Below are 20,858 nucleotides of genomic sequence, written 5' to 3'. Positions count from 1 at the left end.
CCGTTCACGTTCGGGCAAACCGTCACAGTGCTGTCTCCGTAGGGCCCCGCCGGTTCCCTGGGACAGGGCCGGTCCTTAGTCTGGCCCTGTCAAGAGCATTGCGGGGAAACGTGAATCAGATGCAGGGCCTGCTGTTGTCCGGGCGCTATCGGCTCGTCGACTCCATCGGCAGCGGCGGCATGGGCCGGGTGTGGCGCGCGCACGACGAGGTGCTGCACCGGGCCGTCGCCATCAAGGAGTTGACGGCCGCGCTCTATGTGGCGGACAGCGACCAGCCCGTGCTCCTCGCCCGGACCCGGGCCGAGGCGCGCGCGGCAGCGCGGATCAACCACTCGGCCGTCGTCACCGTGCACGACGTGCTGGAGCACGACGGCCGCCCGTGGATCGTGATGGAGCTGGTCGAGGGCCACTCGCTCGCCGACGCGGTCAAGGAGTCCGGGCGCGTCGAGCCCCGGGAGGCCGCGCGGGTCGGGCTCTGGGTGCTGCGCGCGCTGCGGGCCGCGCACGCCGCGGGCGTACTGCACCGCGACGTCAAGCCCGGCAACGTGCTGATCTCCAACGACCGGCGCGTCCTGCTCACCGACTTCGGGATCGCGCAGGTCGAGGGCGATACGACGATCACGCGCACCGGGGAGATCGTCGGCTCGGTCGACTATCTGGCGCCGGAGCGCGTGCGCGGCCACGATCCGGGCCCTTCCTCCGATCTGTGGGCGCTCGGCGCGACGCTCTACACGGCGGTCGAGGGGAGGTCTCCGTTCCGGCGGACGACCCCGCTGACCACCATGCAGGCCGTGGTCGGCGAGGAACCCGAGGAGCTGACGCACGCCGGCCCGCTCGCGCCCGTCATCGCCGCGCTGCTCCGCAAGGATCCCGCCGAGCGACCCGGCCCGGAGGAGGCCGAGCAGATGCTCGCCGAGGCCGCGGAGGGGCGCGCACCGAGTTCGGCGCAGGCCTATGTGCCGACGGAACATGTGGCCCACTCGCACGAGTCCGGTGAGACCCCTCGGTCTCCCGAGTCGCCTGTGCCCCAGGGGACGTACGGCCCGGCCCATGCCGCCTATGGGCCCCAGGGCGTCCAAGGAGCGCAGGGCACGTACGGCGGCCCTCAGGGTCTTCACGGGCCCCAGGGAGGCCCTGGCACTCCAGGCGGCCCCGGCGGCCACGCCACCTACGGCAGCCACGGCAGTCACGGTGGGCACGGCAGTCACGGTGGGCACGACACCTATGGCGGCCACGGCCGGCCCGCGCCCGACCCGGCCGTCGCCACGCTGAACCAGCCGGCGGTCGCCGGGACGCGGCGCCGCAGGGTCAGCACGCTCGTCCTTGTCGTCATCCTGGCCGCGCTCGTGGGCGGCGGAGGTGTCGCGGCGATGCTGTACGCGGAGGGGTGGGGCAACGACAGCAACTCGTCGTCCTCACCCGACCCGTCCTCCTCCACCCCGTCGTCCTCGGCGGGGGAGACGGATGACGGGAAGGGGAACCAGACCCCGGACACCGGTACCGGTACTGGTACCGGCACCGGCGGTGTGCCGGACGGCTGGGAGCGCGTCGACGATCCCCAGGGTTTCAGCCTTGTCCTGCCCAAGGGCTGGAAGCGCCAGACCGAGAACACGCAGGTCGACTACACGCCCGACAACGGCGAGCACTTCGTCCGCATCGCCGTCGACAACGCCCCGGACTTCGACACCCCGTACACGCATCTGCTCGACCTGGAGGAGCAGTTGGGGCGGCTGCAGGACTACCGGCGGATCGGTCTGGAGGAGAACACCTTCCGCGACCAACCGGGCGCGCTCTGGGACTTCACCTGGACCGCGCTGGCGAAGGACACGGAGTTCCCCGGCCCGCGCAGGGCCATCGAGCAGGCGTATCTCAGCCGTGACGGCGTCGAGTACGTGATCTACATGTCCTCGCCGGTGGCCGACTGGGACACCGCGAAGGAACGGTTCGACACGATCCTGCGCAGCTGGCGGCCCCCGGGCGCCCAGTGACCCCGAACGTCCCGTAGGGACGGCCGCCCCGACTCGTGACGGCGTACGTCGCTTGTCGGCCACCCGTGACGCAGCGTCACGGAAGGACTCCGTCCGGTGCGGCATGATGGGGCGCATGGTGACCGAGGGGGACAACGTCCGTGTCATCGCGGGCCGTTACCGGCTGGAGGCCAGACTCGGCCGGGGCGGTATGGGCGTCGTCTGGCGGGCCACGGACGAGTTGCTCGGCAGGCAGGTCGCGGTCAAGGAACTCGTCCTCGACAGCTCGCTCTCGGCGGAGGAGTCCCGGCTGCAGCGCGACCGGACCCTGCGTGAGGCGCGTGCGATAGCGCAGTTGCGGGACCCGCACATCATCGTCGTGCACGACGTCGTCGAGCAGGACGAACGCCCCTACATCGTCATGGAGTTGATCGAGGGCGGCTCGCTCGCCGAGCGGATCTCCCGGAGCGGGCCCGTGGACGCGGCCGAGGCCGCCCGGATGGGGATCGACCTGCTCGGCGCGTTGCGCAGGGCGCACGGCGCGGGCGTGCTGCACCGGGACCTGAAGCCCGCGAACGTACTCCTCACCGGGGAGGGCCGTGTCGTCCTCACCGACTTCGGGATCGCCCAGGTCGCGGGGTCGACGACGCTCACCGAGAGCGGGTCGTTCGTGGGCTCGCCCGAGTACACCGCGCCCGAGCGGATGTCCGGCGTCAGGACCGGGCCCGAGTCCGACCTGTGGTCGCTCGGCGCGCTGCTCTGCACGGCCCTGAGCGGCGAATCGCCGTTCCACCGCGACTCGTTGGGCGGGATCCTGCACGCGGTCGTGGTCGACGAGATACGTCCGCCCGCGGCCGCCGCGCCCCTGCTTCCCGTCGTACGGGGCCTGCTTGAGCGCGATCCCGAGCGCAGGCTCGACGCGGTGGAGGCGGAGCGGCTGCTGCGGGCGTTCCTCGACACGGGCCGTATGCCGCCGGTGTCGCCCGGCTACAGGCCGACCCGGCGGGACGCACCGAGACCGCAGACGCAGCCGCTCCACGCGCCGCCGCCGCACCCGGATTCGCCCGTGACATCGCCGATGAGGTCCGTCGCCTCCTCGCGCTCCGCCACGCGGAACGTGCTGATCGCGGTCGCGCTCGTCGCCGCGATGGCCGTGGCGGGCGTGTCGGCGGCCGCGCTGCTGATGAACGGCGACGGGGGCAACGGGCCCTTGTCACCGACGAGTTCCGTGCCCTCGTCACGGGCGACGGTCACCGCTACGACCACCGCGACCACCACGTCGACGACCACCACATCGACGACCGGCCCGACGGCGAGCGCGCCCACGGGCCCGGCCACGAGCCCGGCCACCACGAGCCCGGCCACCATCAGCCCCGCGCCCTCTGGCCCTGGCCCCTCGGGCACCTGAGTCGCGGGCCGCGTAAAAGGAACATAAGCGACGCCGTGCGTCACGGGTCTGTGACTGGAAAGCGCCCAGGGTGGCTCACGAAGCGCTTGCCGCGATAGGGATGAACCTATGAGCAACAACGGGGGAGCCCCTTACGGACCCGACGAACCAACGAGTTTCGGCCTGCAACCGCCGCGGCCGCCGGTCGCCGTGCCGCACCCCGGGAACCCGTACGCAGCGCCCACCCAGGTCGTGCCCGACCGGCAGGCGCCGCAGGAGCCGGGCACCGGTCGGCTCATCGCGGGCCGTTACCGACTGCTCGGCAAACTCGGTCACGGCGGGATGGGCACCGTGTGGCGGGCGAAGGACGAGACGGTGGACCGGGAGGTCGCCGTCAAGGAGCCGCGCGTACCGGATCACCTTCCCGAACGCGAACGGGCCAACGTCTTCGAGCGGATGCGCCGCGAGGCGCGTGCCGCGGCCCGGCTCGACCACCCGGCCGTCGTGAACGTCCACGATGTCGCGGTCGTGGACGGCCAGCCGTGGATCGTCATGGAGCTCGTACGGGGACGGTCGCTCGGTGACGCCCTCCAGGAAGGCACGATCGGGGCGCGCGAGGCGGCGAGAATCGGCCTGAAGGTGCTCGGCGCGCTGGAGTCCGCGCACGCGGCGGGCATCCTGCACCGCGACGTCAAGCCCGACAACGTCATGCTCGGCACGGGCGACCGGGTCGTCCTCACCGACTTCGGCATCGCCCAGATCGAGGGCGAGACGAACCTCACCGACACCGGTGGCTTCGTCGGCTCCCCCGAATTCATCGCGCCGGAGCGGGTGTTGGGGCAGCGCCCGGGTCCGGCCTCGGACCTCTGGTCGCTGGGCGTGGTCCTGTACGCGGCCACCGAGGGTGTCTCGCCGTTCCGCCGCACCAACACGCCCGCGACGCTCCAGTCCGTCCTCAACGCCACGCCGGCCGCGCCCAACGCGGCCACGGGACCGCTGGCCGACGCCATCAACGGCCTCCTCGACAAGGACCCGGCCCGCCGCCCTGACGCCGCGCGGGTGCGCGCGCTCCTGGAACAGGCCGCGCGTCCGCCCGAGCCCGCGCCCACACAGGTCGTACGGATGGCGGAGCCCGGCGGCAGGTCGATCAGGGTCGGCCGCAAGGGGTGGATCGGCATCGGTGCCGTGGTCGTCGCGGCCGCGCTGGCGGCGTACCTGGTGGTCGCGGACCCGTTCGCGGGGCCGCTGCCCGACCGCTGGAGCAAGAAGGACCTGAGGGCCCTGGCCGCGACGATGGCGGTGCCGGACGGCTACCAGAAGACCGTGCCCAAGCCCGACGCGGCCAAGGACGAACACTGGGTCCAGTTCACCGACTTGAGCGGCAGCCTCTGGATCAGCCTCACCCTGGCCAAGGAGGCCGAGGACACCAGCGGCGACATCGCCGGGTCGGCGGCGGCCGAGATGTACGACGACGACGCGAGCTACCGGCAGAGCGGCAGCTACGGCATGGACATGGACTCCGAGCCCGCTCCCAAGAGCAAGCCCGAGTCGACGACGTACAAGGACCGGAAGGCGGCCCTCAACACCATCACCTACCGGACCACGGACACCGAGTCCCCGCTTCCGCGCGAGATGCAGGTCCTCTACTACAAGACCAAGTCCGGCGACATGTACAAGCTCATGATCGGCTACCCGGGCGAGGGCGACTTCACCGAGCGCGGGCGCGAGGTCGCGAAGACGGCGATCGAGAACCTGGACATCGACACGCTCTGAGCCCGCCGGGTCGGGGAGCGTCGGGGACGCTCAAGCTCCCACGGCGAGTTGGTGACGGCATACGGCGAGTTCGTGACGGCCCACGGCCCGGTGTTGTGCGGGAACGCCCGTGGTAGCGTCGGTATACAAACTGTATGCGATGTCTGGGGGTTGCCGTGGCGTCCGGTCGGGAGAAGGCCTACGCGTATCTCAAGGACACGGTGCTGACGGACCCCGAGATGCAGGGGGCCTTCGTGTCCGAGCAGGAGCTGGCCGATCGTATCGGCGTCTCCCGCACCCCCATCCGCGAGGCGCTGCTGCTGCTCGCCGCGGAGGACCTGGTCGAGCTCGTGCCCAAGCGCGGTGCCCGGGTGGCACCGCTGACGGGGCGGGAGGTGCGGGAGCTGATGGAGCTGCGCGGGCTCGTCGAGCGGTACGCGGCCGAGCGGCTCGTCGCGGCCGGGCGGGTGCCCCTGGAGGAGCTGCGCGCCCTGCTGGAACAGCAGCGCGCGCTCACCGGCGTCGAGGAGACCCGGGAGTTCATCGCCGTGGACCACCGGTTCCACGCGTCCCTGGTCTCGGCCGTCGGCAACACCCTTCTGGACCGGCACTACGACGGCCTGCGCAGCCGCCAGGTCCGCGCCGGGGTGGTCGCCGTCTTCAACCAGCAGGGACGGCAGAAGGCGGTGCTCGACGAGCACGAGGCCATCGTGGACGCCCTCGCCGCCGGTGACGCGCCGGCCGCATGCGCGGCCATCGACCACCACCTGCAGTCGACCCTCAAGGTGCTCCTCGACGGCTGAGGCCCCGCCGCCGAGGGACGCACGTGCCCGTGCCCGCCCGGATCAGGGGTACGTGATCACGAGCATCGTCACGCCGTCCGGTGAGGTCCAGGGCCCGTGCGGCATGCCCGGGGGACGGCAGGCGTACATGCCCGCGGTGAAGGTGCGCTCCAGCGTCAGGTCGTACATCGCACCCTCGACGAGGTAGACCTCCTCCCACACGTCGTGCCGGGCCACGCCTCCGGCCGAGGTGTCGGTGCCCGGCGCCCAGCGGACGAGGGCGGTGCGCCGGCCGTTCTCGGGGTCCTCGGCCAGGACGCACTCCTCGACGCCGGGCGAACCGCCGGCCGGGGCGCGCCAGGGCCCGTCGGGGCGGTGGAACTCCAGCTCGGGCCCGCTCATCGCCGCACCTCGGGCCCGCTCATCAGCCACATCTCTTGCCCGCTCATCGCCACACCCCGGGCCCGCTCATCAGCCACATCTCTTGCCCGCTCATCGCCACACCCCGGGCCCGCTCATCAGCCACATCTCCTGCCCGCTCATCGCGACACCTCAGTCCCGCTCATCGCCACACCTCCGGCCGCCGGTTCGCCAGTACGGACGTCTTCTCGCGGACCGCGCCGACCTCCTCGACGTCCAGGTCAGTCACCAGCAGTTCCGGATCGGCGCCGAGAGAGGCACGTACGGTCCCGTCGGGGCCGACCAGCAGGCTGTGCCCGATGCCGGTCGGTACCGGGCCGGGACCGGTGCCGGGATCGGCCTGGCCGACGGCGGCGACCCAGACGGTGGCGTCCAGTGCGCGGGCCCGCACCAGCAGCTCCCACTGGTCGACCTTGCCGGGTCCGGCCCCCCAGGAGGCCGCCAGCAGGGTGCCCACCGCCCCGGCGTCGGCGTGCGCCCGGAACAGCTCGGGGAAGCGGACGTCGTAGCAGGTCGCCAGGCCGAGCCGGACGCCGTCCACGTCGATCACGGCGGGGCGGGAGCCCGGGGCGACGGTTTCGGACTCGCGGAAGCCGAAGGCGTCGTACAGGTGGATCTTGTCGTACGACTCCTCGACGCCGGGTCCGGTGGCCAGCAGGGTGTTGGCCACCCGACCTCCGTCGGCCGGGGTGAACATGCCAGCCACGACGACCGTGCCGGTCGCGCGGGCGATCTCGCGTACGCCGTCGGCCCACGGCCCGTCGAGGGGCTGGGCGAGTGGGGCCAGCGGCGTGCCGAAGCAGGCCATCGACGCCTCCGGGAAGACGACGGCACGGGCCCCGGCGTCCGCGGCGCGACGCGTCCACTCCTCGATGAGGCGCAGGTTCTTCTCGGGGGCGGGGCCGGTGGTGAGCTGGCTGAGGGCGATCCGCATGGTGCGGTGCCTCCTTGTCTGGGACGGGCGGGGCGGTGTGGCCGTTGTCAGCGGGGGAGCGGGACGTCCGCCGCGGCCTGGGGCTGGGGCCCGGCGAGCTCCGCGTCCTCGTCGACGGCGGCCTCGGGATCGCGGCCCAGCAGGACGCCCACCACGGAGACCGCGCAGGCGAGGGCGATGTACAGGGCCAGCGGTACCCAGCTGTCGTAGGCGCTCAGCAGGGTGGTGAAGAGGAGCGGGGCGATGGCGCCGCCGATGATCCCGGCCAGGGTGTAGGCCAGCGAGGAACCGGTGTAGCGCAGCCGGGGCGAGAACTGCTCGGCGATGAAGGCGGCCTGCGGTCCGTAGAGACAGCAGTGGATCACCAGGGCGACCAGGACTCCGGCGGCGAGCGGCAGCCAGGAACCGCCGTTGGCCATCGGGAAGAACACGAACGGCCACACCGCGGCGGCCACCGCGGCGACGCCGTACAGCAGGCGCCGGTTGACGCGGTCGGAGAGCGCGCCGGCCAGTGGCATCAGGAAGACCTGGACCGAGGAGCCGATGAGGACTGCCGTGAGGGCGGAGCCGCGCGACATGTCGAGTTCCTGGGTGGCGTAGGTCAGCACGAAGACGGTGAACATCGCGTACAGCACGTCGGGGCCGACCCGGCACAGGATCGCGGCGGTCAGGGCGCGGGGCTGGGTGGTGAAGACCTCGCGGATGGGGGCCTCGGGCCGGGACTTCTCGGCCTCCATCGCCTTGAAGACCGGGGTCTCCTCCAGCTTGGCCCGGATCCACAGCCCGAAGCCGACCAGTACGCCGGAGAGCAGGAACGCCACACGCCAGCCCCACGACTCGAACTGCGCCTCGGTGAGCAGGGCGCCGAGGGCGGCGAGCACACCGTTGGCGAGGAGGTTGCCCGCGGGCGGGCCGACCTGTGCGGCGGAGGCGTAGAAGCCCCGGCGGCGAGGGTCGCCGAACTCGCTGGACAGCAGTACGGCGCCGCCCCACTCGCCGCCGACGCCGACGCCCTGGGCGAAGCGCAGCACGACCAGCGCGATCGGCGCGGCCACGCCGATCGTTCCGTAGGCGGGCAGCAGACCGATCAGGAAGGTCGCCACGCCGATCAGTACAAGCGTGGCGATCAGCACCTTCTTGCGGCCGATCACGTCACCGAGGCGGCCGAAGACGAAGCCGCCGAGGGGACGGGAGACGTAGCCGACCGCGTAGGTGGAGAACGCCAGGAGCGTGCCGGTGAGCGGGTCCTCCGACGGGAAGAACAGATCACCGAAGACCAGGGCGGCAGCGGCGGAGTAGACGGCGAAGTCGTACCACTCCAGGGCGGTGCCGGTGAGGCTCGCGACGAAGGCGCGGCGGACGCCGGAGCGCTTCTCCGCGGCCCCGGCGTCGCTCTTCGGGGTGTCTTGCATGGTGCCCATCCTTGCTCGGGGACATCGACCTTCCGGCATACTTCTTGTATACAGGTCGTATGCGCAACCCCTGCGCCGGAAGTTAACCGCGGAGAAATCAGGATCCGCGGACCGTTTCCCGACGCCTGATTCCCGTTCCCCGATCCCTGGGAGTGCCCCTCATGGCCGTGCTGACCTTCGAACTGCCCGACGGATCGACGCGCGAGGTCGATGTCGTCCAGGTCCTCAACGCCGGGTACGCCGGGCGCAGCCAGGAGGACGTCGCCGCGCACGTCGCGGAGCTCGCCGAGCTGGGTGTGCCGGGCCCGTCCGTGACGCCGGCGCTCTACCCCGTCTCCCCGTACCTCGCCCAGCAGACCGGGCGCGTCGCCGTCCAGCACGGCCGCACCTCAGGCGAGGCGGAGTGGGCGCTGGTCGTCGCTGACGGCGGGGAACTGCTGCTGACCGCGGCCTGCGACCACACCGACCGCGATCTGGAGGTGCACGGGGTGGCGTGGAGCAAGAACGCGGGCCCCGACGTCCTCGCCCGCCGCGCCTGGCGTCTGGCCGACGTGGAGTCCCGCATCGACGAGATCACCCTGCGCGCCTGGGTCAGCCACGACGGCACCGAGACCGAGATCCAGGCCGGGACGCTCGCCGAACTCCTCACCCCGGGCTACTGGGTCGACGTCCTGAGGTCCCGCGGCGAGCTGATCCCCGGCACCGTCCTGATCTCCGGCACCATCCCCATGGCCCCCGGCGTCGACCAGTTCGCCGACGGCTGGCGCGTCGAGCTGTCCGACCCTGCCGGCGGCGACACCATCGGCCTCGCCTACGACGTCCGCCCCATGCCGCAGCCGATCGGCTGACAGGCCCGCGCTCGCTGTTCGACTGCTTCGCCGACGCGGTTCCGTGCGGCGGCTTCAGGGTGCCGCTGCCGCACGCGGCCGAGGGAGGGCGGGCCGGTGAACCCGGCCCGCCCTCCCTCCGGGTTTGTCGTCCCTGCCCGATCCGGAGCCGGAACCGCTGCCGGAACGGCCGGCCACCAGGGCGACCCGCCGGAGCGGCCGGTCACCAGGGCGAGCGAGGAAACGAGGGCGGGTCAAGAAAACGTCAAGCCGGTTCCGGAACGGCATACTGCACAGCGCCGACGGACAACAGGGACGACAGCCGCCGACCCTCCCCGCGGCTTCCTGTGGAGAGAGGTGACGGCCGTGGGCCTGGATCTCGACGTGCGTGCGCACGCACGCCAGCGGTGGGCGGCGCGCGGTGCCCTGGCGGCCGCCGGCCTCGCCGTGCTGCTGCCGATCGGATTCGCCGGGGCCGCGAGCGTGCTGCTCGTAGTGATCGGGGTGCTCGGTACGGCGATCACGGCGGCCGCGCTCTGGTGGGTACTGACCCTCCGGGGACCGGCCAGGGGCGCGGCCGGGGTACTGGCCCTCGCGACGCCCGCCACGGTCATCGGGCTCTTCGCCGCCGCGAACCTGCTGTGGGTCGTCGTGGTGTCCCTGGCGCTCTGGGGCTTCGCCGTCTGGGCCGGGAAGTTCGCGCTCAGCCTGACCAAGTCGCATGCCGTGCACGTGTCCGAGCACCGGACCCCCGCCCCCGCCAGGCCCTTCCTCATCATGAATCCGCGGTCCGGCGGCGGAAAGGTCGAGCAGTTCGGGCTGAAGGAGAAGGCCGAACGGCTCGGAGCGCGCGTCCACCTCCTCGACCCCGAGCACAAGGAGGACGTGACCGAACTCGCCCGGCGCGCTGTCGCGGAGGGGGCCGACCTCCTCGGCGTCGCGGGCGGGGACGGCACACAGGCGCTGGTCGCCGCGATCGCGGCCCAGCACGACATCCCGTTCCTCGTCGTCTCCGCCGGGACCCGGAACCACTTCGCCATGGACCTCGGACTCGACCGGAACGACCCCGCCGCCTGCCTCGACGCGCTCACCGGCTCGGGGGTCGAGGTCCGTGTCGACCTCGGCTTCGCCGACGCGCACCCCTTCGTCAACAACGCCTCGTTCGGGGCGTACGCGGTGGTCGTGCAGAGCCCCGAGTACCGGGACGACAAGGTGCGTACGACGCTGGAACTGCTGCCGGAACTGCTCACGCACCAGCGGGGGCCGCGGCTGAGCGCCCGGATCGAGGAGACGGGCGGGACGGCCGTCATCGACGCGCCCCAGGCTCTCCTCGTGAGCAACAACCCCTACCGCATGGACGATCCGGCGGGCCTCGGCTACCGCGAGCGGCTGGAGTCCGGTCTGCTCGGCGTGCTCGGCATCAAGGTGGAGAACGCGGCCGAGGCCGCCGGGCTGCTGCTGGGCGTGCACTCCACCGGGCTCACGGTGCTCACGGCCCGCGAGGTGCTCGTCGACGCCGACCGCCCCGAGATCGAGGTCGGCGTGGACGGCGAGGCCTTCGTCCTGCCCACCCCGGTGCGGTGCCGCATCGAGCCCGGCGCGCTGCGCGTACGCGTTCCCTGGAACCGGCCGGGCGTGCCGGAGACCAAGCCGCCGATGGACTGGCGCCGGCTGCGCAAACTCGCGGCGGCGGTGGGGCGTACGGCACTTCCCAAGCACCGGGGCCTGCCCAGGAACGAGCCTCTGCCCGAGAACCGGACCCCACCCACCGCATGACCCACCGCATGACCCTCCTCATGGTCCACCGCAGGACATCGACAAGCTTGGGCCCCGCACGGTACTGATGGGGCATGAGTGATGACGGGGGGCGGTTGATCGGTGGCCGTTACCGGCTGGCCGAGCGCATCGGCTCCGGGGGCATGGGCACCGTATGGCGGGCCGTGGACGAACTGGTGGAGCGGGACGTCGCGGTCAAGGAGCCGCGGCTGCCCGGCGATCCGCAGGACGCGGCCCACCAGCGCGCCTTCAACCGGCTCCAGCGGGAGGCGCGTGCGGCGGCGCGCGTGGAACACCCGGCGGCCGTCGCCATCCATGACGTGGTCGTGGAGGACGGACTGCCCTGGATCGTCATGGAGTTGATCCGCGGCGAGTCCCTCCACGAGGTACTGCAGCGCGGCGCGCTCCCGCTCGCCGAGTCCGCCCGGATCGGGCTCGCCGTCGTGGGCGCGCTGAAGGCGGCGCACGCCAAGGGCATCGTGCACCGTGACGTGAAACCCGCCAACGTGCTGCTCGGGCAGCACGGCCGCGTCGTACTCACCGACTTCGGCATCGCCCACATCCAGGGCGAGGAATCCCTCACCATGAGCGGGGAGTTCGTGGGCTCCCTCGAATTCATTGCACCCGAGCGGATGTCCGGCCGAGGCGCCGGCCCGGCCGCGGACCTGTGGTCCCTCGGCGTCTGCCTGTACGCGGCCGTCGAGGGCTGGTCCCCTTTCCGGCGTACGACGCTGGAGTCCACCCTCGCCGCGATCCTGTCCGCCGAGCCGCCGGAACCCGAGCACGCGGGGCCACTCGGCGCCCTGATCGTGCGGCTCCTGGCGAAGGACCCGGATGTGAGACCGGACGCGGACGAGGTCGTTGCCGCGCTGGAGGCGGTGGCGGAACGGTGGCCGGTCGCGGCCACGGCCCCGCAGGGAGATCTGACGATTCCTCAGGACACCTCCGTGTTACGGGAGTTCGCGGACGATTCGGGGACGGTTAGACTCGTCGGCTCTCCCGCCTCGGACGAGGCACCGGAGAAGCGGAGGTCCCCCGAGCCGTCGGAGCCGAGTGAGTCGTCCGGGCCGCGTGAGCCGTCTGAGACGTCCGAGTCGCCCGAGCCGCCGGAGGTGTCCGCACCACCCGGACCGTCCGAGCATTCCAAGGCGTCCAAGCCGCCCAAGCCGTCCAATCCGTCCAAGGAATCGGCGGAATCGTCCCGGTCGGAGTCGCCCGCCCGCTCGGACACGGCCGCTTCCTCGGAGACGGGCACCCCCTCCGATTCCCCCGCCCCGTCGGAGGACACCCGGGCCGAGCCCCTCCCCGTACGCCCCGGGCGCAAGCGTTCCATCGCGCGCCTCGTGGCCGTAGTCCTCGCCGGTGCCCTCCTCGTCGCCGGTGGTGTCTGGGCCGGGACCTTGCTCACCGACGAGAGCGCGACCGCCGCAGGGCGCGAGCCGTCGGTGACCCCGAACCAGCGGGCCTCGAACTCGCCGACCCCCAGGGACAGTTGGGTCGCCCACGAGGAGCAGGACCTGAACGCCGTCCTCTCCCTCCCCAGACAGTACGTGCGCTACCACGAGCAGGGCGGCCCCGACGACCAGCCGCGCATGGTCATCTACGACAACGACGAGGTGGTCCAGGTCCGCCTCACCCAGTGGGACAAGGCGCCGCGCTCGCCGATGGGCCAGGCGAGGGCGTCTGCCGAGATCTGGGCGGGATACGGGGAATCGAAGTCGCAGTACACGCAGACGTCCTTCAACGGGGACGAGGCCGTCCTCGTCGACACGACCTACGAGACCGAGGGCAGGACGGTCCGCGTCATGCAGCTGATGATCCTCACCGACGACACCCGGATGTACGCGCTGCGCGTCGACATGCCGAAGGGGACGGCGGACGAGGAAAGGGGCACCGAGGTGTTCAAGGGGGCTCGTGACCGACTCAAGATCGGCGGGGGCGAGTAAGTGGTCCCCGCGCTCCGATTTCTCGGTCGGGCCCTGATCGTCGCCGGACAACCCCCTGATCAGGCCATTCATTGCCAGTGATCGCTGGCGCTGTGTGTGCACTCGGTGAATCCCTATTACCGCCGGGTACCCAAAGCGGCGGGCCCGGGCATACGCTGCGGGCCATGACCGACTCGCAGGCCCCGGCACAGGCCCCGGAAAAGACCGGCACCAACCCCCTCGCGCCCGCCCCCGAGGGCGCCCGCACGGCTGCTGACGTGGTCACGCCGGAGCTGATCGCACAGCTCACGCGTGGCGTGGTCGGTTCGGGCCGCACCGCCAACCACACGCCGTTCACCGGCGAGAAGCTGGCCGACCTGCCCGAGTCCACCCCCGAGGACGTGGAGCGGGCCTACGAGAAGGCCCGGGCCGCCCAGGCCGTCTGGGCCCAGACCCCCGTCAGGCAGCGCGCCGCCGTCCTCCTCCGATTCCACGACCTGGTGCTCGCCCGCCAGGCCGAGGTGCTGGACCTCATCCAGCTGGAGACCGGCAAGGCCCGGCTGCACGCCCATGAGGAGGTGCAGGCCGTCGCCGTGGCGGCCCGCCACTACGGCCGCAAGGCCGTCTCGTACCTGCGGCCCAAGCGGCACACGGGCGCCGTGCCGACCCTCACCAAGGTCACCGAACTGCGCCACCCCCGGGGCGTCGTCGGCCAGATCGCCCCCTGGAACTACCCGCTGGAACTCTCCGTCGGCGACGCGCTCCCCGCCTTCGTCGCGGGCAACGCCGTCGTGATGAAGCCCGACACCGAGACCTGCCTCACCGCCCTGTGGGCCCGTGACCTGCTGATCGAGGCGGGCCTGCCGGCCGACGTCTTCCAGGTCGTCCTGGGCGAGGGACCTGTCGTCGGCCCCGAGGTCGTCAAGCACGCCGACTACGTCTCGTTCACCGGCTCCACCCGCACGGGCCGCGAGGTCGCCCAGAGCGCGGCGGCCCGGCTGGTCGGCGTCTCCCTCGAACTCGGCGGCAAGAACGCCATGCTGGTCCTGGAGGACGCCGACATCGACAAGGCGGCGGCCGGCGCGGTCCGCGCCTGCTTCTCGTCGGCGGGCCAACTGTGCATCTCCATCGAGCGGTTGTACGTCCACGAGTCGATCGCGGACGCCTTCGTGGAGCGGTTCGCCACCCGCACCAGGGCGATGAGGCTCGGCAAGTCCCTCGCGTACGGCGCCGAGATGGGCTCGCTCGTCGGCGAGCGCCAGCTGGAGACCGTGACCCGGCACGTCGAGGAGGCCGTCTCCAAGGGCGCCAAACTCGTCGCGGGCGGTGTCGCACGCCCGGACATCGGCCCGTACTTCTTCGAGCCCACGATCCTGGACGGCGTCGAGGCACCCATGGCCGTCTGCGGTGAGGAGACCTTCGGACCGGTCGTCTCCATCTACCGCTTCAAGGACGAGGACGAGGCGGTCGAACTCGCCAACTCCACGTCGTACGGCCTCAACTCGTCGGTGTGGACGAAGGACGGCCGCCGCGGCGCCAAGGTCGCGGCCCGCCTGCGCACCGGCACGGTCAACGTCAACGAGGGCTACGCGCCCGCCTACGGCAGCGTCCAGTCCCCGATGGGCGGCATGAAGGACTCCGGCCTCGGCCGCCGCCACGGCTCCGAGGGCATCCTCAAGTACACCGAGGCCCAGACGGTGGCCCAGCAGCGCCTGCTGCCCATGGCCCCCTCCCTGGGCATGGACGACGAGGGCTACGCCCAGTTCATGAGCCGCAGCCTGAGGCTCATGAAGGCATTCAGGTTCCGCTAGAGGTCTGTTGAGGGGCTTCGCCCCTCAGGGGCGCGGGGCTGCATCGATATGCGGCTCCGCCGCGTGAGCGCGAGCAACCACAGAGCACCCGCACTGCACACTCAAAGGGGAGAAAGCACGTGCCTCAGGACGCTTACGACTACGACGTCATCGTCGTCGGCTCCGGCTTCGGCGGATCCGTCACCGCCCTGCGCCTCACGGAAAAGGGCTACAAGGTCGGCGTCCTGGAAGCGGGCCGCCGCTTCACCCCGGACACGCTCCCCAAGAACTCCTGGGACCTCAAGAACTACCTCTGGGCGCCGAGACTCGGTATGTACGGCATCCAGCGCATCCATCTCCTCGGCAACGTGATGGTCCTGGCGGGCGCAGGCGTCGGCGGCGGCTCGCTCAACTACGCCAACACCCTGTACGTACCGCCGAAGCCGTTCTTCGAGGACCCGCAGTGGAAGGACATCACCGACTGGCAGGAGGAGTTGAAGCCGTACTACGACCAGGCCCAGCGGATGCTCGGCGTACGGCTCAACCCGACCATGACCCCCTCGGACGTCCATCTCAAGGCGGCCGCCCAGCGGATGGGCGTGGGTGACACCTTCCACATGGCACCCGTCGGTGTCTTCTTCGGTGACGGCGAGGACGCCGACGGAACCGCGAAGGCGAGCCCGGGACAGCGGGTCGACGACCCGTACTTCGGCGGGGCGGGCCCGGCCCGCAGGGCATGCGCCGAGTGCGGCGAGTGCATGACGGGCTGCCGGCACGGCGCGAAGAACACCCTCAACGAGAACTACCTCTACCTCGCCGAGAAGGCGGGCGCGGTCGTCCACCCCATGACCACCGTCGTGTCCGTCACGGACGACTCGCAGGGCGGCTACGCCGTCGCGACGCTCCCCACGGACGAGAAACGCAAGGGCGAGGGCCGGACCTTCAAGGCCCGCCGGGTCGTCCTCGCCGCCGGTACCTACGGCACACAGACCCTGCTGCACCGCATGAAGTCGAGTGGCCAACTCCCGTACCTGTCCGGCAGGCTGGGCGAGCTGACCCGTACCAACTCCGAGGCCCTGGTCGGCGCGCAGACCGACAACCGCCGCTACCGGAAGGCCACCGGTGAGGCGAAGGTCGACTTCACACGCGGAGTCGCGATCACCTCGTCGGTCCACCCGGACGAGAACACCCACATCGAGCCCGTCCGCTACGGCCGGGGCTCCAACTCGATGGGCAGTCTGTCGATCCTCCAAGTCCCCTACGCGGAGGGCTCGTCGAGGGTGCTGGGCTGGCTGGTCAACGCGGTGAAGCACCCGGCCCTCGTGGCCCGCTCGCTCTCCAACCGCCGCTGGTCGGAGCGGACCATCATCGGCCTGGTGATGCAGTCCCTCGACAACTCCCTGACGACGTACCTGAAGCCGAAGGGCGCGGGCAAGGGCCTGCTCACGGCCAGGCAGGGCCACGGCGCCCCCAACCCCAAGCAGATCAAGGCCGCTTCGGAGTCGGCCTCCGCGATCGCCGCGGAGATCAACGGCTTCGCCGGCTCGAACGTCGGCGAGCTGATGGGCACCCCGCTGACCGCCCACTTCCTTGGCGGCTGCCCGATCGGCGCGTCGGCCGACGAGGGCGTCATCGACCCGTACCACCGGCTGTACGGACACCCCGGTATCTCGGTGGTCGACGGCGCCGCGGTCTCGGCGAACCTGGGCGTCAACCCCTCCCTCACGATCACCGCGCAGGCGGAGCGCGCGATGTCGTACTGGCCCAACAAGGGCGAGACGGACCCGCGTCCGGCGCAGGGCGCCGCGTACGAGCGCCTGAAGCCGGTCGAGCCCCTCGCCCCCGCCGTTCCCGCGGACGCCTTCGGCGCACTGCGCCTGCCGTTCCTGGGAATGCCGACGGTGCCGCCGAAGAAGTAACTCCGGCCGCAATCGTCGGATCAGGCGGCCGGGAACGACGAAGGACCTGCGCCCCCCTCCGAGCGCAGGTCCTTCGTTTCTTGCGTGAAGCGCATTACGCCTTACGCGTCCCGCGCCCTTAAGGGGCGCGGGGAACTGCGCGACCAGCCCCCACTGGCCCGCAGACGAATCACACGCTCCCCGCGGAGCGCTTACGCGCCTGCCTTGCGGCGGCGGACGACGAACACCGCGCCGGCACCGGCGACGACGGCGGCGCCGCCGACGAGACCGATGGTCGGCAGGGCGGAGCTGGAACCGGTCTCGGCGAGGTTGCCGGTCGGCAGCTCGGAGACGTTGCCCTGCGGCTTCTTCACCGGGTCCTTGCCGTTGTCACTCGGGTCGGCGGTGCCCGGGTCGGGGTTGGCCGAGCCGGCCTTCAGCACCTCGAAGTCGTACTGTGCCCAGCCCTCGGCGATGCAGTCCTGGCCCTTGATGTTGTCCAGGTAGGCGCCGGAGCCGAAGGAGTACGAGTCACCGGCCGGAGCGCCCTTGTCGACGCTGAAGCGCAGGTCGACCTTCTCGCTGGCCTTCGCCTTCAGGGTCTCGACGTAGAAGAAGTAGTCACCGGCCCAGCTCTCGTCGCCGATCCGCTCCCACTTGCCGGACTCGGTGTTCTTGAACTCCAGCGTGACGTACGGGCTCAGGAACTTCGCCTCGTCGAGCTCGTAGTTCTCGATCTCGGCGTAGAAGGCGACACCCTTGAGGTCGGCCTTCGAGTCGTTCGTCACGACCAGATTGAAGTTGTGGAAGCCGTCGCCCGCGACGATCTTGCCGGGCAGACCCTTGATGTCGGCGGAGACCTTGGCGTCGCCGTAGTTCTCGTCGAGGTCCTCGCAGTACGGGACGTCCGGGTCGGTCGGGTCCTCGCTCGGCTCGGGCGTCGTGGTCGGCGAGCCGGTGGGCGTCGTGGTGGTGCTCGGCGTCGGCGTGCCCGAGGGGATCTCGGTGCTCGGCGGCGTCGTCGTGGGCGTCGGGCTGGGCGTCGTCGTCTCGGTGGCGGACGGCGTCGCGCTCGGCGTCGTAGTGGCGGACTCGGTCCCGGTGGGCGTCGGGTCCGTCGCGAAGGCGGCAGGAGCCGACAGCAGCGCGAGCGGAGCTATGACGGCCGTCGTGGCCGCGGCGGCCATGACACGGCGAAGCTTCATGAAGACCTCGGAGAGTCCGGCGTACCGCAGCGTTGCGGCACGAGAGGTTGGGAGGCCTCCGCGTGCGGGATACGCGGGTACGGCCGTTGGTTCCGCAAGTGAGACCTGTGACTCCTGTAAAGGGTTGTCCCCGAACTCACAGAATTTTTATGTGGGCTGGGTCACAGCCGGCCCGGACTTGTGGACTCCCTCGCCCACGCCATAGAACTGTCCATCGTTTGTCCATCGAGTAATCCGTCGAGCAGTTCGAAGAATTCGAAGAACACGTCGATCCGCGGGTCGATCATGGGGGAGAGGCACGAGCGCCGTGGCCGAGAAGCCGTCGGAGAAGTCACCCGGGGAGCACGAGGAGCCCGGGGAATCCATACCGGACGATGTGTGGGCGCAGTTCGTCCAGGACAGCGAGCGGGACATCCGCACGTCCGAGGCGCCCAAGGAGCCGTCCGCACGGGCCCGCATGGTGACCGAACGGCTGCGGCAGCAGGAGGCGCGCGGCGAGCTGCCCCCGGGGTGGCGCACCGGGCCCGCCTGGCAGGAGATGAACGGGCGGGCGGCCCGGCGCCGCAAAGTGTGGACGATCATCGGCGTCCTGCTCGCGATCGTGGTCGCCGTGGTGGCCATGAAGCCGTCCCTGCTGCCGGGTGACCCGTTCGGCACCGGCACGGACACGGACGGGGGCACGCGGTCGGCGAACCCGTTGCCCGACGAGACCGCGGCCCCGACGAACGCCCCCTCCGCCGCGCCCGGAACGCCCACGCTGGACGAGCCGTTCGCCGGCTCCCCGGCCGTGCGGTACGCCGACGGCGCCGCCGGGATCGTCCTGCCGGAGGCCAAGCCGGTCGGCGCGTTCGGCAAGGAACAGGTGGCCAAGGCCCTGGAGCAGACCAAGTCGCTGCTCGTCGACGCGAACCTCGACCGCAAGACCCTGCTCGGCGGCACCCCCGAGACCACGCTCGACAAGATCCTCGACCCCAAGCAGCCGGACATGATCGCCGACGCGAAGTCCTGGCTCCGCGAGCCCGGCAAGGACAGCGACCCGCTCTGGCTCTTCAGCCGCTTCGACCCGGACGAGGTCCGGCTCGTCGGCGACGTGGTGAAGACCCGTGGCCGTACGACCTTCAAGGCGGGACCGGACGGCGCCGTCGTCATCCACGCCGACTACACCTTCGTCTACCCGCTGGCCCAGGCGGACCCGGACTCCACCGAGGTCTCCCGCACCATCGTCCGCCGCATCCTCGACCTGGAGCTCCTCAACCCCGCGAAGTACGAGGTCACGCCGGGCAGGCTCTCGGTCAGCAGCCACGACCAGAATCTCGCCAACTCCGCCTGCGACGTCTACGACGGCTTCCTGCACCCGCAGTTCGACTCGGTCGAACCCACGGGCGCACCGCCGAGCGGGCCCACGACCGACCCGTACGACCGCAGCCGGGAGCTCGACAAGTCCGAGAGGGAGTCGTGTGGGACGGTGTCCCGGACGTGAGTACGGACATGAGTAGGACATGAGCAGAAGGATCACGCGGACCCTCGTGGCCGCATCGGTCGTCGTCGGCCTCGGATGCGCTTCGGCGTGCTCGGGCGGCGGCGACAAGGACAAGAAGGCGGCACGGACGTCGGCCACCGGGCAGTCGGCCGACGCATCGAAGGAGAAGGCGGAGGGGAACGCGGGGGCGAAGGACAAGGGCAAGGACGAGGACAAGGGCAAGGGCAAGGCTGCGGGCAAGGACTCTTCGGCCGCCCGGGACACGGACGACGGACCCCTGACCCAGGCGCAGTTGAAGAAGGCCGCGCTCACGACGGGTGACGCGAAGGGCTACAAGGTCGAGGGCGCGGGATCCGCCGACCTCCAGGGGGCGTCCTCCCCGGCGAGCCCGGCCAAGTGCCAGCCGGTCGCCGACATGTTCCTGTTCACCACCGACCCGGCCTCCCGGACCGCCCTCAGCCGCGGCGTCACCGCCAAGGACGAGACGAACGCCTCGGTGACCACGCTCGCGCTCCTCTCGTACGGTTCCGGCGAGGCCGACGACGTGCTCGCAGGGCTGCGCAAGGCGACGGGCGAGTGCACCGAGTACTGGTACGTGGGCTACAAGTACACCGGGGTCAAGGCACTGGCCGATCCGAAGCTGGGCGACGAGTCCGTCGCGTTCCGGCTGGTCGCCTCCATCGAAGGGGCGGAGGTCCCGGCCGCGTACACGGTCGTCCGCCACGGTTCGACGCTGGTGGCCTTCAGCTCGATGAACATGCTGGACGCCGACGAGGTCGAGGTCCCGGCCGAACTCGTCGAGGCGCAGCTCGCCAAGCTGAAGAAGGCGATGGCCTGACAGGACGGGACGGAACCGCACGGCCCGGCACGGTCCGGGACACGGGACCGGCCGCACGGCGTACGGACAGGCGAAGGGCCCCGCGGGAGAACCGCGGGGCCCTTCGTGGTCAGCACCGACGTCAGGGCAGCGCCGGTGCCTGCGGGACGGCGCCGGGGGGTGCGCCGCTTACTGGCTTCTCCGCCGGGTCGGCGCCCCGGCGCACGGGGGGAGTGCGCGTGGTATCGACCAATGGCGGTAAGACGATCCAATGCTGCTGTCTGCTCTGGGACTTGGGGGTAGTGCCAAACATCGTGCTCGATGGGCCGCGGCCTCCGCAACCGTTTCGACCGCCCTTGCACAGATTCCGCCGGGGGGGGGCCGGGGGGCCCCCCCCCCCCCCCCCAATGGGGTGCCGGGGGGGGTGGCCCCCCCCCCCGGGACCAAACATGGGAGCCGGGCCCACCCCCCCCGACGGAGCCCCCC

Annotated in this window: 15 protein-coding genes; 11 read left to right on the top strand and 4 right to left on the bottom strand. The window is 71.4% G+C overall.

Annotation, left to right across the window (positions count from 1 at the left end):
• Window positions 1-119: 119 nt before the first annotated feature.
• The 4 genes from ACIBEI_RS33380 (at window position 120) to ACIBEI_RS33365 (ending at window position 5,909) form a co-directional block, all read left to right on the top strand.
• Window positions 120-1,988 (top strand): protein kinase, encoded by a 1,869-nt coding sequence (locus ACIBEI_RS33380; RefSeq protein WP_398894116.1) that lies wholly within the window; start codon window positions 120-122, stop codon window positions 1,986-1,988.
• 115 nt (window positions 1,989-2,103) lie between these two features.
• The gene (locus tag ACIBEI_RS33375; RefSeq protein WP_398893954.1) at window positions 2,104-3,375 is read left to right on the top strand and encodes a serine/threonine-protein kinase; all 1,272 of its coding nucleotides are present in this window, start codon (window positions 2,104-2,106) and stop codon (window positions 3,373-3,375) included.
• Between the two features lie 108 nt (window positions 3,376-3,483).
• Window positions 3,484-5,127, top strand: a complete 1,644-nt coding sequence (locus ACIBEI_RS33370) for a serine/threonine-protein kinase (RefSeq protein WP_398893953.1) — start codon at window positions 3,484-3,486, stop codon at window positions 5,125-5,127.
• Window positions 5,128-5,282: 155 nt separating this feature from the next.
• A complete protein-coding gene (locus ACIBEI_RS33365; RefSeq protein WP_398894114.1) occupies window positions 5,283-5,909 on the top strand; it encodes a GntR family transcriptional regulator in 627 nt (208 codons plus the stop codon).
• Window positions 5,910-5,951: 42 nt separating this feature from the next.
• Here ACIBEI_RS33365 and ACIBEI_RS33360 read toward each other — a convergent pair whose 3' ends face one another.
• The 3 genes from ACIBEI_RS33360 to ACIBEI_RS33350 form a co-directional block, all read right to left on the bottom strand.
• On the bottom strand, window positions 5,952-6,290 hold the full coding sequence (locus ACIBEI_RS33360; protein WP_398893951.1) for a cupin domain-containing protein: 339 nt from the start codon (window positions 6,288-6,290) through the stop codon (window positions 5,952-5,954).
• A 160-nt stretch (window positions 6,291-6,450) separates the two neighbouring features.
• Window positions 6,451-7,242 (bottom strand): carbon-nitrogen hydrolase family protein, encoded by a 792-nt coding sequence (locus tag ACIBEI_RS33355; RefSeq protein WP_398893950.1) that lies wholly within the window; start codon window positions 7,240-7,242, stop codon window positions 6,451-6,453.
• A gap of 47 nt (window positions 7,243-7,289) precedes the next feature.
• The gene (locus ACIBEI_RS33350; protein ID WP_398893949.1) at window positions 7,290-8,654 is read right to left on the bottom strand and encodes an MFS transporter; all 1,365 of its coding nucleotides are present in this window, start codon (window positions 8,652-8,654) and stop codon (window positions 7,290-7,292) included.
• A gap of 161 nt (window positions 8,655-8,815) precedes the next feature.
• On the opposite strand from ACIBEI_RS33350, the gene ACIBEI_RS33345 reads away from it, so the two are divergent.
• From ACIBEI_RS33345 to ACIBEI_RS33325, 5 genes are all read left to right on the top strand, one after another.
• Window positions 8,816-9,502 (top strand): DUF2848 domain-containing protein, encoded by a 687-nt coding sequence (locus ACIBEI_RS33345; protein ID WP_398893948.1) that lies wholly within the window; start codon window positions 8,816-8,818, stop codon window positions 9,500-9,502.
• A 345-nt stretch (window positions 9,503-9,847) separates the two neighbouring features.
• Entirely contained in the window at window positions 9,848-11,257 is a 1,410-nt protein-coding gene (locus tag ACIBEI_RS33340; protein WP_398893946.1) for a diacylglycerol kinase family protein, read from the top strand.
• A 74-nt stretch (window positions 11,258-11,331) separates the two neighbouring features.
• On the top strand, window positions 11,332-13,203 hold the full coding sequence (locus ACIBEI_RS33335) for a protein kinase (protein ID WP_398893944.1): 1,872 nt from the start codon (window positions 11,332-11,334) through the stop codon (window positions 13,201-13,203).
• 164 nt (window positions 13,204-13,367) lie between these two features.
• The gene (locus tag ACIBEI_RS33330) at window positions 13,368-14,993 is read left to right on the top strand and encodes a succinic semialdehyde dehydrogenase (RefSeq protein WP_398893942.1); all 1,626 of its coding nucleotides are present in this window, start codon (window positions 13,368-13,370) and stop codon (window positions 14,991-14,993) included.
• A gap of 119 nt (window positions 14,994-15,112) precedes the next feature.
• The gene (locus tag ACIBEI_RS33325) at window positions 15,113-16,891 is read left to right on the top strand and encodes a GMC oxidoreductase (protein WP_398893940.1); all 1,779 of its coding nucleotides are present in this window, start codon (window positions 15,113-15,115) and stop codon (window positions 16,889-16,891) included.
• A gap of 191 nt (window positions 16,892-17,082) precedes the next feature.
• Here ACIBEI_RS33325 and ACIBEI_RS33320 read toward each other — a convergent pair whose 3' ends face one another.
• Complete coding sequence (locus ACIBEI_RS33320; protein ID WP_398893938.1) at window positions 17,083-18,075, bottom strand: LAETG motif-containing sortase-dependent surface protein; 993 nt, start codon at window positions 18,073-18,075, stop codon at window positions 17,083-17,085.
• Window positions 18,076-18,382: 307 nt separating this feature from the next.
• Between ACIBEI_RS33320 and ACIBEI_RS33315 the strand changes: the two genes are divergently transcribed.
• Window positions 18,383-19,555, top strand: coding sequence for a hypothetical protein (locus tag ACIBEI_RS33315; RefSeq protein WP_398893936.1), 1,173 nt, complete (start codon window positions 18,383-18,385; stop codon window positions 19,553-19,555).
• A gap of 19 nt (window positions 19,556-19,574) precedes the next feature.
• Entirely contained in the window at window positions 19,575-20,393 is an 819-nt protein-coding gene (locus ACIBEI_RS33310) for a hypothetical protein (protein WP_398893935.1), read from the top strand.
• Window positions 20,394-20,858 lie beyond the last annotated feature (465 nt).

This window comes from Streptomyces sp. NPDC050988, assembly GCF_044456225.1.
GTDB lineage: Bacteria > Actinomycetota > Actinomycetes > Streptomycetales > Streptomycetaceae > Streptomyces.
The sequence above is the reverse complement of the archived record's forward strand: the minus strand, read 5'-3'. Positions and strand labels throughout refer to the sequence as shown.